Source organism: Microlunatus capsulatus (assembly GCF_017876495.1).
Lineage (GTDB): Bacteria > Actinomycetota > Actinomycetes > Propionibacteriales > Propionibacteriaceae > Microlunatus > Microlunatus capsulatus.
Genome location: NZ_JAGIOB010000001.1, coordinates 1717505 through 1732399, shown reverse-complemented (window position 1 = coordinate 1732399; position 14895 = coordinate 1717505). Strand labels below are relative to the sequence as shown.

Genomic DNA, 14895 nt, shown 5'->3' with positions numbered 1-14895 from the left:
GGCGAGGTGATCGAGACGGCCGGCGAGACGGGCACCGCACCCCCGCGGCTGCACGTCAGCACCGCGGAGATCGACGACCCGGGGCCGCTGGAGGCCCTGCTGCCGCCCGACGGCGCGCTGGCCTGGGTCCGCCGCGGCGACGGGATGGTCGCCTGGGGCGAGGCCGACCGCTACAAGCCCACGAGCATCGCCGACGCCGAGGAGTGGTGGTCCGGCCTCAGCCGCGACGTCGTGGTCACCGACGCGCTGGACGACCCGCCCGCCGGGGCCGGCCTGCTCGCCTTCGGCAGCTTCGTCTTCGACCCCGACTCCGCCGGCCGCTCCACCCTCGTCGTGCCGAGCACCGTCGTCGGCCGCCGCGACGGCCGGGCCTGGCTGACCCGGGTCACCGCCGGGCCGGAGCCCGTCGCGCCGCCGGTGCCCACCGCCACCGTGCCGCCGCGGGCCCCGCGCGGGCTGCGCTGGAGCGCCGGCACCCTCTCTCCGGAGGCCTGGCAGGACGCCGTCAGCGAGGCGGTGCGGCGGATCGGCACCGGCGCCCTCGACAAGGTGGTGCTGGCCCGCGACGTCGTCGCCACCGCCGAGGACGAGATCGACCCCCGTTGGCTGGTCGGCCGGCTCGCCGACCGCTACGCCAGCTGCTGGACCTACCTCGTCGACGGCCTCGTCGGGGCCACCCCGGAGATGCTCGTCCGCCGCCAGGGCGGCCTGGTCACCTCCCGGGTGCTGGCGGGCACCATTCGGCGCTCCGCCGGCGGTGACGCCGACCTCAACCTGGCCGCCGCCCTGGCCCGGTCCAGCAAGGACCTCGAGGAGCACGAGTACGCCGTCGCCTCGGTGGCGCGGGCCCTGGCCCCGTCCTGCTCCGCGGTGCACGTCCCCGATGCGCCGTACGTGCTGGAGCTGCCGAACGTGCTGCACCTGGCCACCGACGTCACGGCCGTCGCCCGCCCCGGCGCCACCGCGCTGGGCCTGGCCGCTGCGCTGCACCCCAGCGCCGCCGTCTGCGGCACCCCGACCGACGTCGCCCGCACCCTGATCCCCGCCCTGGAGCACCTCGACCGCGAGCGCTACGCCGGCCCGGTCGGCTGGGTCGACGCCGCCGGCGACGGCGAGTGGGCCATCGCCCTGCGCTGCGGCCAGGTCGAGGAGACCGACGCGCGCCGGATCCGGCTGTTCGCCGGCTGCGGCATCGTCGCGGGCTCGGACCCGGCGGCCGAGCTGGCCGAGTCGGCGGCCAAGCTGCTGCCCATGCGCGAGGCGCTGGGCGACCTGCCGCTGCCCGTCGCCACGCCGGCCCCGTGACGCCGGCCCCGTGACGCCAGCTCCGCCGCACCCCGCTCCCGCCGAGCCCGCCGGCCGCACCGTCGCCGTCGTGCTCGCCGGCGGGACGTCGCGCCGCTTCGGCACCGACAAGCTGGCCCACCCGGTCGCGGGCCGCCCCCTGCTGGACCACACCCTCGCCGGCCTGCCCGCCGACGTCGACGTCGTGCTCGTCGGGCCCGTCCGGCCGACGGCCCGCCCGGTCGTGCACGTCCGCGAGGAGCCGCCCGGCGGCGGCCCGACCGCCGCGCTGGTCACCGGCCTGCGGCACGCGCTGGCGGCGGGCGCCGGGCTGGTGCTGGTGCTGCCGGGGGACGCCCCGGGCGCCGGCGCCGGGTCCCGCGTGCTCGCCGACGCCCTGCGCGCCCGGGACCAGGACGCCGTGCTCGGGGTGGACGTCGAGGGCCGGGAGCAGCCCCTGCAGCTGGCCCTGCGGCCCGCCGCGGCCCGACGGCTGGTGGAGCTGGCCGGGCCCGGCGGCGGGGCCGGCCAGTCGGCGCGCCGGCTGGTGCAGCGGCTGAACCCGCCCGCGACGACCTGCCCGCTGCCCGCCGCCGCGACCTTCGACGTCGACGACCGCGCGCAGCTGGACCTCTGGCTGGACGGCGGCCCGGCCGGCGGCTGACCCCGGTGACCTCCGACCTGTCAGAACGGGTCGGTGCCCTGGCCCCGGGGCGTCCGACCGCTCGGCGAGGGGATGGGGCCGGCGGGGCGGGCCTCAGCCGAAGGGCGGGCGGGCGTCGACCACCCGGCTGACGCGGCCGGCGGCCCGCCAGAGCCGGGCCGTGAGGTCGCGGTCCTCCTCGGTGACGAGGTTGCCCATCAGCCGCAGGGCGAGGGTCATCAGCAGCCGGGAGCGCATCCCGACCGGACCCAGCGCCCCGAGCAGCCCGGGCACGGTGATGAGCCCGGCCAGCCGGCGGGCGATGCTGAAGGAGGCGCCGTAGTGACCGGTCAGCAGGGCGGGCCAGGCGCGGGTCAGGTCGGCGTCGCCGGGCAGCAGGTCGGCCAGCAGCCGGCCGGTCTCCAGCCCGTAGTCGATGCCCTCGCCGTTCAGCGGGTTGACGCAGGCGGCGGCGTCGCCGACCAGGGCCCAGTTGGCCCCCGCCACCCCGCTCACGGCGCCGCCCATGGGCAGCAGCGCCGAGGTGGGCGCGCGCAGGTCGCCGCCCAGGGCGAAGTCCTCGCGGCGCTGGTCGGCGTAGTAGCGCATCAGCGGGCGCAGGGCGACGTCGGCCGGCCGCTTCGCCGTGGCCAGCGTGCCGACGCCCAGGTTCACCTCGCCGCCGCCCAGCGGGAAGATCCAGCCGTAGCCCGACAGCAGCTCGCCCTGCTCGCCGCGCAGCTCGAGGTGGGAGGAGATCCACGCGTCCGGCCGGTCGGTGTCGACGTAGCAGCGCCCCGCCACCCCGTAGACGGTGTCGCGGTGCCAGGTCCGGCCCAGCAGCCGGCCGAGGGGGGAGCGGACGCCGTCGGCGACGACGAGGCGGCGGCAGGCCACCGTCCGCGGCCCGTCCGCGGTGGCGAAGACCACGGCCGAGACCCGGTCGCCCTCGCGGACGACGTCGACGGCGCGGGCGCCGTCGAGCGCGGCCGCCCCGGCGTCGAGGGCGGCGGTGCGGATGCGGTCGTCGAGGTCGGCCCGGGGCACGGCCGAGCCGTGGTCGGGCAGCGAGCCGCCGGGCCAGGGGAGCTCCAGCACCTGGCCGAAGCCGTGCGCCCGCAGGCCCCGGTTGGTCGCGCGCTCGCGGGTCCAGCTGCCCAGACCCAGCCGGTCCAGCTCGGCCAGCGCCCGCGGGGTCAGGCCGTCGCCGCAGGTCTTGTCGCGGGGGAAGGTGGCCGCGTCGGCCAGCACCACCTGGGCCCCGGTCCGGGCCGCCCAGGCCGCCGCCGACGCGCCGGCCGGGCCCGCGCCCACCACCAGGACGTCGGCCTGCTCCGTGCCCGTCATCTGCCCCCGCCCGTCGCTCGTGCCCGTCGCCCGGACCCCGCCATCCTGCCACCGGGTGCCGCGCGCCAATTCCGCGCGGGAACCGTTGCGTAAATCGTTCCAAGAACCGGGCGGCACGCCCTCGTATCCGGGTGGCGGAAGTGTCGGCAGCGCGTCGTACAGTGAGCCTGCACGGACCTCGTGAAGACATTCACGAGCACTCGCGAACCTCTGACGACACGTCGACGACGACGGTGGAAGGGCGGTCATGAACCCCTACCTCGGCATCGTGATCCTGCTGGCCCTCGCGGCCGGTTTCGTCGCGCTGACGATCGTCACGAGCCTGCTGGTGGGGCCGGGCCGCTACAACCGGGCCAAGTACGACTCCTACGAGTGCGGCATCGAGCCCACCCCCCAGCCCGTCGGCGGCGGCCGGTTCCCGGTGAAGTACTACATCACCGCGATGCTCTTCATCGTCTTCGACATCGAGATCGTCTTCCTGTACCCGTGGGCCGCCTCGTTCGACCTGATGGGCACCTTCGCGCTGGTCGAGATGGTGCTGTTCATCGTCACCGTCTTCGTCGCCTACATCTACGTCCTGCGGCGCGGGGGCCTGGAATGGGACTGACCGCGCCCGGCGCGCGCACCACGCACCGCACCGCCACCACCGCACGAGGGAAGAGCTGAGATGGGTGTCGAGGAGAAGCTGCCCAGCGGGGTCCTGCTGACCACGGTCGAGGGCCTGTTCGGGTACATGCGCAGCGCCGCCTTCTGGCCGGCCACCTTCGGCCTGGCCTGCTGCGCCATCGAGATGATGACCTACGGCGCGCCCCGCTACGACTCCGGCCGCTGGGGCCAGGAGGTCTTCCGGGCCTCGCCGCGCCAGGCCGACCTGATGATCGTCGCCGGCCGGGTGAGCCAGAAGATGGCCCCGGTCCTGCGCCAGATCTACGACCAGATGCCCAACCCCAAGTGGGTGCTCGCCATGGGCGTCTGCGCCAGCACCGGCGGCATGTTCAACAACTACGCGATCGTCCAGGGCGTCGACCACGTCGTCCCCGTCGACATGTACCTGCCCGGCTGCCCGCCGCGGCCCGAGATGCTGATCGACGCCATGTTCAAGCTCAAGGACAAGGTGGCCCACACCCCGATCGGCACCCACGCGGCCGAGGTGGCGGCGGCCGCCGAGCAGGCGCAGCTCGAGGCGCCGTCGACGCGCGAGCTCAAGGGCCTGCTGCGGTGAGCGACGACACCCGGGGCGACCGCACCGCGAGCGGGGAGCCGATCAACGCCGAGTCCGACGCCAAGGCGCGCGTCAAGGGCGCCGTCCCCGAGGGGGAGTCGGCCCCCGACGCCGGCACGAAGCCCGGCTCGCTGACCGGCGCCGCGCCCGACGTGGCCACCGACGAGACCGAGGCCGGGGAGGACCGCTCCGAGCTGGCCGCCGCGGGCCAGCCCGCGGCCGAGGTGCTGGAGACCCGGCGCGGGATGTTCGGCGTCCGCGGCACCGGCGACACCTCCGGCTACGGCGGCCTGACGAAGACGATCGAGTTCCCCTCCGCCGTGCAGCCGCCTTTCGGCGGCTGGTGGGACTCGGTGCACGACCGAGTGGGGGAGCTGCTGCCCAACTCCTCCGACGTCATCACCAAGGTCGTCGTGCACCGGGGCGAGATCACCTTCCACGTCGCCCGCCAGCACCTGCCGGCCCTGGTCCGGCACCTGCGCGACGACGCCCAGCTGCGCTTCGAGTTCTGCAGCAGCGTGTCCGGCGTGCACTACCCGGCCGACGCGGGGGCGGAGCTGCACGTCGTCTACCACCTGCAGTCGATGACCCACAACCGGCGGATCCGGCTCGAGGTCTCCGTGCCCGACGCCGACCCGCACCTGCCCTCGGTGGTCCCCACCTACCCCACGGCCGACTGGCACGAGCGCGAGACGTGGGACATGTTCGGCGTCATCTTCGACGGCCACCCGGCCCTGACGCGGATCCTCATGCCGGACGACTGGCCCGGTCACCCGCAGCGCAAGGACTACCCGCTCGGCGGGATTCCCGTGGAGTACAAGGGGGCCGCCGTGGCGCCCCCCGACCAGCGGAGGAGCTACACCTGATGAGCAGCATGGCCGACACCCACCTCGAGGACACGACCAGCGCGGCCGACGGCGACCAGCCCGAGGACGCCTACGGCGCCGCCGCCGACGCCGCCGAGGGCCGCGTCTACACCGTCACCGGCCAGGACTGGGACTCCATCGCGGCCGAGCAGGCCGAGCGCGGCGACGAGCGCATCGTCGTCAACATGGGTCCGCAGCACCCCTCCACGCACGGCGTGCTGCGGCTCATCCTCGAGATGGAGGGGGAGTCGGTCACCGAGGCCCGCTGCGGCATCGGCTACCTGCACACCGGCATCGAGAAGAACCTCGAGTTCCGCAGCTGGACCCAGGGCACCACCTTCGTCACCCGGATGGACTACCTGGCCCCGCTGCACAACGAGACCACCTACTGCCTCGGCGTCGAGCGGCTGCTCGGCATCGAGGCGGAGATCCCCGAGAAGGCCAGCGTCATCCGCGTGATGATGATGGAGCTCAACCGGATCTCCTCCCACCTCGTGTGCATCGCCACCGGGGGCATGGAGATCGGCGCCCTGACGGTCATGACGATCGGCTTCCGCGAGCGCGAGAAGGTCCTCGACGCCTTCGAGCTGATCACCGGCCTGCGCATGAACCACGCCTACATCCGGCCCGGCGGCGTCGCCCAGGACCTGCCCGACAACGCGCTGGCGCACGTCCGCGACCTCGTCGTCTGGATGCGCAAGCACCTGCCCGAGTACGCCGCCTTCTGCAACGAGAACCCGATCTTCAAGGGCCGGCTCTCCGGCGTCGGGCACCTCGACCTGGCCGGCTGCCTGGCCCTGGGCATCACCGGCCCGCCGCTGCGGGCCACAGGCTACGACTGGGACCTGCGCAAGAAGCAGCCCTACTGCGGCTACGAGACCTACGACTTCGAGGTCCAGACCTGGGACACGATGGACGCCTACGGGCGCTTCCGGATCCGGCTCAACGAGATGTGGGAGAGCCTCAAGATCGTCGAGCAGTGCGTGGCCCGGCTGGAGAAGATGACCGGCGACCCGGTGTTGGTCGCCGACAAGAAGATCGCCTGGCCCTCCCAGCTGTCCGTCGGCTCCGACGGCATGGGCAACTCCAACGAGCACATCAAGCACATCATGGGCGAGTCCATGGAGTCGCTGATCCACCACTTCAAGCTGGTCACCGAGGGCTTCTCCGTGCCGCCCGGCCAGGCCTACGTGCCGGTCGAGAGCCCGCGCGGCGAGCTCGGCGCGCACGTCGTCTCCGACGGCGGCACCCGCCCCTTCCGGACCCACTACCGCGACCCGAGCTTCACGAACCTCCAGGCCATGCCCGCGATGTGCGAGGGGTCGATGGTGTCCGACGTGGTGGTCGCGGTGGCGAGCCTCGACCCGGTGATGGGGGGTGTGGACCGGTGATCCCGCTCCCGGCGCTCCCCGAGCTCGGCTCCCCGCGCCCTGAGCTCGTCGAAGGGCCCTCGTGTGCGGCGCCGGACGTCCGTGGAGGACGCCCGGCCCGCCCTCGGCGCGGCGCTCCGCTAGCGCTCCGCGCCGCGCCAAACGCCCGACCCACCCGGCCGGGCGTCCTCCACGCACCTCCGGCGCCACCGTGCCGTCTGCGGGGCCCGGGTCGCGTCGTCGGCCGGCACGGGTCCACTGCCCACCCCCGCCCGGGGGTCGCCACCGCGACCACCACGTCGGTCAGCAGCGTCCCCTGGGGCGCACGTTCACGGTCGAGGAGGACGGCATGAGCCTGCCGGTCGAGCCGCAGGGACCCGGGGCACGGGCGGGTGCGCCCGCGGGGACGAACGCCAGCGAGGAGCTGGCCGGGCACGGGCACCTCAAGACGCACTTCGACGAGCCCAGTCTCGACTTCGACGGGCCCGTCAGCCTGATCGACGACGGGGTGCTGGACGAGCTGCGGATGATCGCGGGGCGCTACCCGCAGGCGCGGTCGGCGCTGCTGCCGATGCTGCACCTGGTGCAGAGCGTCGAGGGGCGGGTGACGCCGGCCGGGATCGAGGCGTGCGCCGCGATCCTCGGGATCAGCACCGCCGACGTCAGCGGGGTCGCGACCTTCTACACGATGTACAAGCGACGGCCGGTCGGGAAGTACCACGTCGGGGTCTGCACCACCGCGCTCTGCGCGATCATGGGGGGCGACGAGGTCTACGCGCGGCTGCAGGAGCACCTCGGCGTCGGGAACGACGAGACGACCGACGACGGCCAGGTCACCCTCGAGCACCTCGAGTGCAACGCGGCCTGCGACTACGCGCCCGTGATGATGGTCAACTGGGAGTTCTTCGACGGCACGACGCCCGAGCGGGCTGTCGAGGTCGTGGACTCCCTGCGCGCCGGCACGCCGGTGCAGGCGACCCGCGGCGCCCGGGTGGTCACCTGGAAGGAGACCGAGCGGATCCTCGCCGGCTTCCCGGACGGCCGCGCCGACGAGGGCCCGACGTCGGGTCCGGCGTCCCGGCTCGGCCTGCAGATCGCCAAGGAACGCGGCTGGCACGCGCCCAGCGCTCCGCCCCCCGAGCAGCCCGACGACGAGTCGACGACGGAGACGCCATGACCGACCTGCTGACCCCCGTGCTCACCGCCAACTGGGGCGACGAGCGGGCCTGGAAGCTCGTGAACTACGAGCGCACCGGCGGCTACCAGGGCCTGCGCACCGCGCTGACCATGGACCCCGCCGACGTCGTCGCCCAGGTCAAGGACGCCGGCCTGCGCGGCCGCGGCGGCGCGGGCTTCCCGACGGGCATGAAGTGGGGCTTCATCCCGCAGGACAACCCCAAGCCCAAGTACCTCGTCGTCAACGCCGACGAGTCCGAGCCGGGCACCTGCAAGGACATCCCGCTGATGATGGCCTCGCCGCACACGCTCGTCGAGGGCGTGATCATCTCGGCCTACGCCATCCGCTCGCACACCGCGTTCATCTACGTCCGCGGCGAGGTCGTGCACGTGGTGCGGCGCCTCCAGCAGGCGGTCCGGGAGGCCTACTCCGCGGGCTACGCCGGGCAGAACATCCTCGGCACCGGCTACGACCTGGAGATCATCGTGCACGCCGGTGCGGGCGCCTACATCTGCGGCGAGGAGACGGCGCTGCTCGACTCGCTGGAGGGCCGGCGCGGCCAGCCGCGGCTGCGGCCGCCGTTCCCCGCCGTCGCCGGGCTCTACGCCAGCCCGACGGTGATCAACAACGTCGAGTCCATCGCCTCGGTGCCCTCGATCCTCGCCCGCGGCGCGGCCTGGTTCTCCTCGATGGGGACCGAGAAATCCAAGGGCATGACGATCTACTCGCTCTCGGGCCACGTCACCCGGCCGGGGCAGTTCGAGGCGCCCCTGGGCATCACCCTGCGCCAGCTGCTCGACCTCGCCGGCGGGATCCGCGCCGGGCACCAGCTGAAGTTCTGGACCCCGGGCGGCTCGTCGACGCCGATCCTCACCCCCGAGCACCTCGACGTGCCGCTGGACTACGAGGGCGTCGCCAGCGTGAAGTCGATGCTGGGCACCAAGGCGCTGCAGTGCTTCGACGAGACCACCTCGGTGGTCCGCACCGTGCTGCGCTGGACCGAGTTCTACAAGCACGAGTCCTGCGGCAAGTGCACGCCCTGCCGCGAGGGCACCTGGTGGCTGGTCCAGATCCTCGGGCGGATGGAGGCCGGCCGCGGCGAGGAGGGCGACATCGAGAAGCTGCTCGACCTCTGCGAGAACATCCTGGGCCGCTCCTTCTGCGCCCTGGGCGACGGGGCCACGTCCCCGATCAGCTCGGCCATCAAGTACTTCCGGGACGAGTTCGAGGCCGCCATGCACACCCCGGCCTGGGAGCTCTTCCCCTACGAGCGGAGCACGGTGTTCGTCCGCGAACCCGCGCTGTCCGGAGGAGGTCAGGCATGACGGTCACCAGCCCGGCGACGGGCGCCGGCGGCGGCGGCGAGCTCGCCCAGCGCGAGGACCTCGTCACCCTGACGATCGACGACGTCGAGGTCTCGGTGCCCAAGGGCACCCTGGTCATCCGCGCCGCCGAGCTGATCGGCGTCGACATCCCGCGGTTCTGCGACCACCCGCTGCTGGACCCGGTCGGCGCCTGCCGGCAGTGCCTGGTCGAGGTGCCCGACGCCGGCAACGGCCGCGGCATCCCCAAGCCGCAGGCCTCCTGCACCCTCGAGGTCGCGGCCGGGATGGTCGTCAAGACCCAGGTCACCTCCCCGGTCGCGGACAAGGCGCAGCACGGGAACATGGAGTTCCTGCTGGTCAACCACCCGCTCGACTGCCCCATCTGCGACAAGGGCGGGGAGTGCCCGCTGCAGAACCAGGCGATGTCGCACGGCTACGCCGAGAGCCGGTTCCACGACGTCAAGCGGACCTACCCCAAGCCGGTCAACATCTCGGCGAACATCCTGCTGGACCGGGAGCGGTGCGTCCTCTGCGCCCGCTGCACCCGCTTCTCCGAGCAGGTCGCCGGCGACCCCTTCATCGCCCTCGTCGAGCGCGGGGCCCTGCAGCAGGTCGGCATCTACGAGCGCGAGCCGTTCCAGTCCTACTTCTCGGGCAACACCATCCAGATCTGCCCGGTCGGCGCGCTGACCAACGCGGCCTACCGGTTCCGCTCCCGCCCCTTCGACCTCACCTCGACGCCCTCGGTCGCCGAGCACGACGCGTGCGGCTCCGCGGTCCGCGTCGACCACCGGCGCGGCGTCGTCGTGCGCCGGCTGGCCGGTGACGACCCCGAGGTCAACGAGGAGTGGATCACCGACAAGGACCGCTTCGCCTTCGCCTCCGGTCGCGGCCAGGACCGGCTGCTCCGGCCGCTGGTCCGCGACCACGAGGCCGGCACGCTGCGGCCCGCCTCCTGGCCCGAGGCGATCGACGTCGCCGTGGAGGGCCTGCGCCGCGCGCAGCAGGGGTCGACCGACGAGGCGGGGGAGCCCCTGGCGCGCGGCGTCGGGGTGCTGACCGGCGGCCGGCTCACCCGCGAGGACGCCTACGGCTACGCCAAGTTCGCCCGCGCCGTCCTGGGCACCAACGACGTCGACTTCCGGGCCCGGCCGCACTCCGACGAGGAGGCCCGTTTCCTGGCTGCCGCCGTCGCCGGCACCTGCCGCGGGGTCACCTTCGCCGACCTGGAGCAGGCCTCGTCGGTGCTGCTGGTCTGCCTGGAGCCCGAGGAGGAGGCCGGCACGCTGTTCCTCCGGCTGCGCAAGGCCTTCCGCAAGGCCGACCTGACCTCGTGGACGGTCGCCCCGCTGCTCAGCCGCGGCGCGGCCAAGATGGGCGCCACCCTCGTGCCCGCGGTGCCGGGCGGTGAGGCCGCGGTGCTCGACGCGCTCGACCTGCCGCTGGACGCGCGCTCGGTCGTCCTCGTCGGCGAGCGGGCCGCCACCTCGACCGGCGCCCTCAGCGCCTGCCTGCGGCTCGCCGCCCGGACGGGGGCCCGGCTCGCCTGGGTGCCCCGGCGGGCCGGGGACCGCGGGGCCGTCGACGCCGGCTGCCTGCCCGGCCTGCTGCCGGGCGGCCGGCCGGTCCTGGACGCCTCCGCCCGCGTCGACACCCAGGCCGCCTGGGGCGTCGGCCCGCTGCCCGCCGACCCCGGCCGCGACGCCGGCCAGATGGTCGACGCCGCCCTCGAGGGCCGGCTCGGCGCCCTGCTGGTCGCCGGCGTCGAGCTGCAGGACCTGCCCGACCCGCACGCCGCCCGCCGGGCGCTGGAGGAGGTCGGCTTCGTCGTCAGCCTCGAGACCCGCGCCTCGGAGGTCACCGAGCGGGCCGACGTCGTCTTCCCCGTCGCCCTGGTCAGCGAACGCAGCGGCACCTTCGTCACCTGGGAGGGCCGGGAGCGGCCCTTCGACGCGGTGCTGGCGCAGCCGAACGCGATGTCGGACCTGCGGGTGCTCGCCGCGCTCGCCGAGGGCTTCGGCGCCGACCTGGGCTTCCGCACCACCGAGGGCGCGCGCGCCGACCTGGCCGAGCTCGGCGCCTGGGAGGGCGCCCGCGCCGCCGCACCGAACATCGGCCCCGGCCGCCCGGCCGAGCCCGACGTCACCACGCTGGTGCTGGCCACCTGGCGGCTGGCGCTGGACGACAGCCGCGCGGCCGACGGGGAGCCCTTCCTGCTGGCCACCGCCCGGCCGCCGGTGGCCCGGGTGAACGCGTCCACGGCCGCGGCCGCCGGGCTGACCGACGCGGTCACCATCCGCGGCCCCCGCGGCACCCTCACCCTCCCGCTGGAGGTGGACGCCGCCATGGTCGACGGCGTGGTCTGGCTGCCCGCACGGGCGCCGGGCCTCGGCCTGGCCGAGCACCTCGGCGCCGGCTCCGGCGCGCTGGTGGAGGTGTCGGTCCCGGTGCCGACGTCGGTCTCCGGCGACCCGAGCGCGCAGAGGAGCCACGCATGAGCACCGCGACGCTGGTCCTGGCCCCGCTGGACCTCGGCCCCTTCCTCGCCGACCGCTGGTGGCTGGTGGCGGTGAAAGCCCTGCTCGCGCTGGTGCTGCTGCTGCTCCTGACGCTCTTCACCATCTGGTACGAGCGCCGGCTGGTCGGCTTCATGCAGCACCGCAAGGGCCCCAACATGAACGGCCCGTTCGGCCTGCTGCAGTCCCTGGCCGACGGCATGAAGCTCATGTTCAAGGAGGACTTCACCCCGAAGGCGGCCGACAAGGTCGTCTTCATGCTGGCCCCCTTCGTGACCGCGGTCCCGGCCATCACGGCCTTCGCGGTCATCCCGGTGGCCGGTGAGGTGCGGATCCCCTTCACCGACATCACCACGCCGCTGCAGGTCACCGACCTGCCGGTCTCGGTGCTCTTCATCGTCGCCGTGGCCTCGATCGGGGTCTACGGGATCGTGCTGGCCGGCTGGTCGTCGGGCTCCACCTACGCCCTGCTGGGCGCCCTGCGCTCCAGCGCCCAGGTGATCAGCTACGAGGTGGCGATGGGGCTGGCCCTCGTCGCGGTCTTCCTCTACGCGGGCTCGCTGTCCACGTCGGAGATCGTGGCCAAGCAGGCCGAGCCGGCCGTCACCATCCTCGGCCAGGACCTGCCCGTCTGGTTCGCGGTGCAGCTGATCCCCTCGTTCCTCATCTACCTCATCGCGATGGTGGGGGAGACCAACCGGGCGCCGTTCGACCTGCCCGAGGCCGAGGGCGAGCTGGTGGGCGGCTTCCACACCGAGTACTCCTCGATGCGGTTCGCGATGTTCTTCATGGCCGAGTACATGAACATGATCACGGTGTCCGCCCTGGCCACGACGCTGTTCCTCGGGGGCTGGCACGCCCCGCTGCCGTTCAGCCTGATCGACGGCGCCGACGCCGGCTGGTGGGGCCTGCTCTGGTTCCTCGTCAAGGTCGTGCTCGTGCTGTCGGTGTTCGTCTGGCTGCGCGGCACGCTGCCGCGGCTGCGCTACGACCAGTTCATGCGCTTCGGCTGGAAGTGGCTCATCCCGATCTCGCTGGGCTGGATCCTGCTCGTCGCCACCTTCCGCGTCGGCCGCCGCGACGGCTGGTTCGCCACCCCGGTCTTCTGGGTGGCCGCCGCCGTCGTGTTCGTCGCCCTGCTCGTCGCCTCGTTCTTCGGCGGGGAGAAGGACAAGCCCGTCGTGGCCGAGGCGCCCGCCGGGGAGTTCGACGCCTTCGCCGGCGGCTACCCGGTGCCCCCCACGGGCGGCCAGGAGCTGCCCGAGCTGGCCCAGGTCCTGCCCGGCGACGCCGACCACCCGCCCGCACCCGCACCCGAGAGGGGAGAGGCCTGATGGGCCTGTTCGACCCGGTCGCCGGCTTCGGCGTCACCTTCCGCACCATGTTCCGCAAGACCTTCACCGAGGACTACCCGACGAAGCCGAAGGTGACGGCCCCGCGCTTCCACGGCCGCCACCAGCTCAACCGCTGGCCCGACGGGTTGGAGAAGTGCGTGGGCTGCGAGCTCTGCGCCTGGGCCTGCCCGGCCGACGCGATCTACGTCGAGGGCGCCCAGAACACCGACGACGAGCGGTTCTCCCCGGGCGAGCGCTACGGCCGCGTCTACCAGATCAACTACCTGCGCTGCATCCTCTGCGGGCTCTGCATCGAGGCCTGCCCGACGCGGGCGCTCACGATGACCAACGAGTTCGAGCTGGCCGACGACAGCCGGGCCGCGCTCATCTACGAGAAGTCGGACCTGCTGGCCCCGCTGCTGCCCGGGATGGACGCACCGCCGCACGAGCGCCGCCTCGGCGACGACGAGCAGGCCTACTTCCTCGGCCTGCCGGGCTCCGGCCGGCCCGACGACCGGGCCGGCGACATCAGCGGCGCGGTCCCGCAGCCGGTGAACCAGGGCTACCTGAACAAGAAGAAGACGGCGCGCAAGACGCCCGGCACCGGCACCGCCGTGGCGTCGGGCGAGGGGCGGTGAGCGGCGTGGCCCCCGAGCAGGTGGCGATGGTGCTCGTCCCGATGGTGACCGGGGCGCAGGTGGCCTTCTGGCTGCTCGCCCCCGTCATGGTGCTGGCCGCGCTGGGGATGATCCTGTCCCGCAAGCCGGTGCACTCCGCGCTGTGCCTGGCCACGGTGATGATCTCCCTGGCCGTGCAGTACGCCGCCCAGGACGCGCCGTTCCTGTTCGCGGTGCAGATCATCGTCTACACCGGCGCGATCCTCATGCTCTTCCTCTTCGTGCTGATGCTCGTCGGCGTCGACGCCGCCGACTCGCTGGTGGAGACGATCAAGGGCCAGCGGCCGCTCGCGATCCTCGCGGGGCTCGCCTTCGGCGCCCTGCTGGTCGTCGCGATCGGCAACGCGGTGGTCGAGCCGCCGGCGGGCCTCGGCGGCGCCAACGCCGAGAACGGCGGCAACGTCCAGGGCATCGCCGCGCTGCTCTTCAACCGCTACGTCTTCATCTTCGAGGCGACCTCGGCGCTGCTCATCACCGCCGCCGTCGGGGCCATGGTGCTGGCGCACCGCGAGCGGCTGACCAAGAAGCGCACCCAGGGCGACCTGGCCGCGGACCGGCTGCGCCGCTACGCCGAGCACGGCGAGCACCCCGGCCCGCTGCCGACCCCGGGCGTCTTCGCCCGGCACAACGCGGTGGACACCCCGGCCCTGCTGCCCGACGGCACCGTGTCCGAGCTGTCGGTCTCCGCCACGCTCCGGGCCCGCGGGGAGATCCTCGACAGCCAGGACCTCGTCCGGCCGGTCGACGCCACGATGAAGGCGCTGGCCGCGGACGGCGACGACGAGGACCGCCCGCCGCACCGCAGCGAGCCGCTGCCGGGGGAGGGGTCGCGGTGAACCCGGACCACTACATCGTGCTGTCGGCGATCCTGTTCACGATCGGCACGGTCGGCTTCATGACGCGCCGCAACGCCATCGTGGCGTTCATGTGCGTCGAGCTGATGCTCAACGCGTCCAACCTCGCGCTGGTCACCTTCTCGCGGGTGCACGGCACCCTCGACGGGCAGATCGCCGCGTTCTTCGTCATGGTGGTGGCCGCGGCCGAGGTCGTGGTCGGGCTGGCCATCATCATCACGATCTTCCGCACCCGCCGCTCGGCCTCGGTCGACGACGCCAACCTGCTGAAGTTCTAGGG

14 protein-coding genes are annotated in these 14895 nt (G+C 73.7%); 13 read left to right on the top strand and 1 reads right to left on the bottom strand.

Going from position 1 to position 14895, the window contains the following annotated elements; translation table 11 throughout:
* Positions 1–6: 6 nt before the first annotated feature.
* Entirely contained in the window at positions 7–1305 is a 1299-nt protein-coding gene (locus tag JOF54_RS08025; protein ID WP_210054562.1) for an isochorismate synthase, read from the top strand.
* Positions 1306–1315: 10 nt separating this feature from the next.
* Complete coding sequence (mobA, locus tag JOF54_RS08020) at positions 1316–1948, top strand: molybdenum cofactor guanylyltransferase (RefSeq protein ID WP_210054560.1); 633 nt, start codon at positions 1316–1318, stop codon at positions 1946–1948.
* Positions 1949–2041: 93 nt separating this feature from the next.
* Here mobA and JOF54_RS08015 read toward each other — a convergent pair whose 3' ends face one another.
* Positions 2042–3274, bottom strand: a complete 1233-nt coding sequence (locus JOF54_RS08015) for a geranylgeranyl reductase family protein (protein ID WP_210054558.1) — start codon at positions 3272–3274, stop codon at positions 2042–2044.
* 247 nt (positions 3275–3521) lie between these two features.
* On the opposite strand from JOF54_RS08015, the gene JOF54_RS08010 reads away from it, so the two are divergent.
* The 11 genes from JOF54_RS08010 to nuoK all read left to right on the top strand — a co-directional run bounded on the left by JOF54_RS08010 (position 3522) and on the right by nuoK (position 14893).
* Positions 3522–3881 (top strand): NADH-quinone oxidoreductase subunit A, encoded by a 360-nt coding sequence (locus tag JOF54_RS08010; protein ID WP_091414586.1) that lies wholly within the window; start codon positions 3522–3524, stop codon positions 3879–3881.
* A 60-nt stretch (positions 3882–3941) separates the two neighbouring features.
* Entirely contained in the window at positions 3942–4496 is a 555-nt protein-coding gene (locus JOF54_RS08005) for a NuoB/complex I 20 kDa subunit family protein (protein ID WP_210054556.1), read from the top strand.
* Between the two features lie 152 nt (positions 4497–4648).
* Positions 4649–5362, top strand: a complete 714-nt coding sequence (locus tag JOF54_RS08000; protein WP_210059434.1) for an NADH-quinone oxidoreductase subunit C — start codon at positions 4649–4651, stop codon at positions 5360–5362.
* Between the two features lie 8 nt (positions 5363–5370).
* Positions 5371–6753 carry an NADH-quinone oxidoreductase subunit D gene (locus JOF54_RS07995; RefSeq protein WP_210059433.1) on the top strand — a complete coding sequence of 461 codons (1383 nt, stop codon included), beginning with the start codon at positions 5371–5373 and terminating at the stop codon, positions 6751–6753.
* Positions 6754–7258: 505 nt separating this feature from the next.
* Positions 7259–7909, top strand: coding sequence for an NADH-quinone oxidoreductase subunit NuoE (nuoE, locus tag JOF54_RS07990; RefSeq protein ID WP_245359386.1), 651 nt, complete (start codon positions 7259–7261; stop codon positions 7907–7909).
* Complete coding sequence (nuoF, locus tag JOF54_RS07985) at positions 7906–9234, top strand: NADH-quinone oxidoreductase subunit NuoF (protein WP_210054552.1); 1329 nt, start codon at positions 7906–7908, stop codon at positions 9232–9234. Before nuoE ends, nuoF begins: the two co-directional genes overlap by 4 nt.
* Positions 9231–11732, top strand: coding sequence for an NADH-quinone oxidoreductase subunit G (locus tag JOF54_RS07980; RefSeq protein ID WP_210054550.1), 2502 nt, complete (start codon positions 9231–9233; stop codon positions 11730–11732). Before nuoF ends, JOF54_RS07980 begins: the two co-directional genes overlap by 4 nt.
* Positions 11729–13084, top strand: a complete 1356-nt coding sequence (gene nuoH / locus JOF54_RS07975; protein ID WP_210054548.1) for an NADH-quinone oxidoreductase subunit NuoH — start codon at positions 11729–11731, stop codon at positions 13082–13084. The genes JOF54_RS07980 and nuoH overlap by 4 nt, the downstream gene beginning before the upstream one ends.
* The gene (gene nuoI / locus JOF54_RS07970; protein ID WP_210054546.1) at positions 13084–13722 is read left to right on the top strand and encodes an NADH-quinone oxidoreductase subunit NuoI; all 639 of its coding nucleotides are present in this window, start codon (positions 13084–13086) and stop codon (positions 13720–13722) included. Before nuoH ends, nuoI begins: the two co-directional genes overlap by 1 nt.
* A 26-nt stretch (positions 13723–13748) precedes the next feature.
* A complete protein-coding gene (locus JOF54_RS07965; RefSeq protein WP_307804464.1) occupies positions 13749–14597 on the top strand; it encodes an NADH-quinone oxidoreductase subunit J in 849 nt (282 codons plus the stop codon).
* Positions 14594–14893 carry an NADH-quinone oxidoreductase subunit NuoK gene (gene nuoK / locus JOF54_RS07960; protein ID WP_091414569.1) on the top strand — a complete coding sequence of 100 codons (300 nt, stop codon included), beginning with the start codon at positions 14594–14596 and terminating at the stop codon, positions 14891–14893. Before JOF54_RS07965 ends, nuoK begins: the two co-directional genes overlap by 4 nt.
* Positions 14894–14895: the final 2 nt, after the last annotated feature.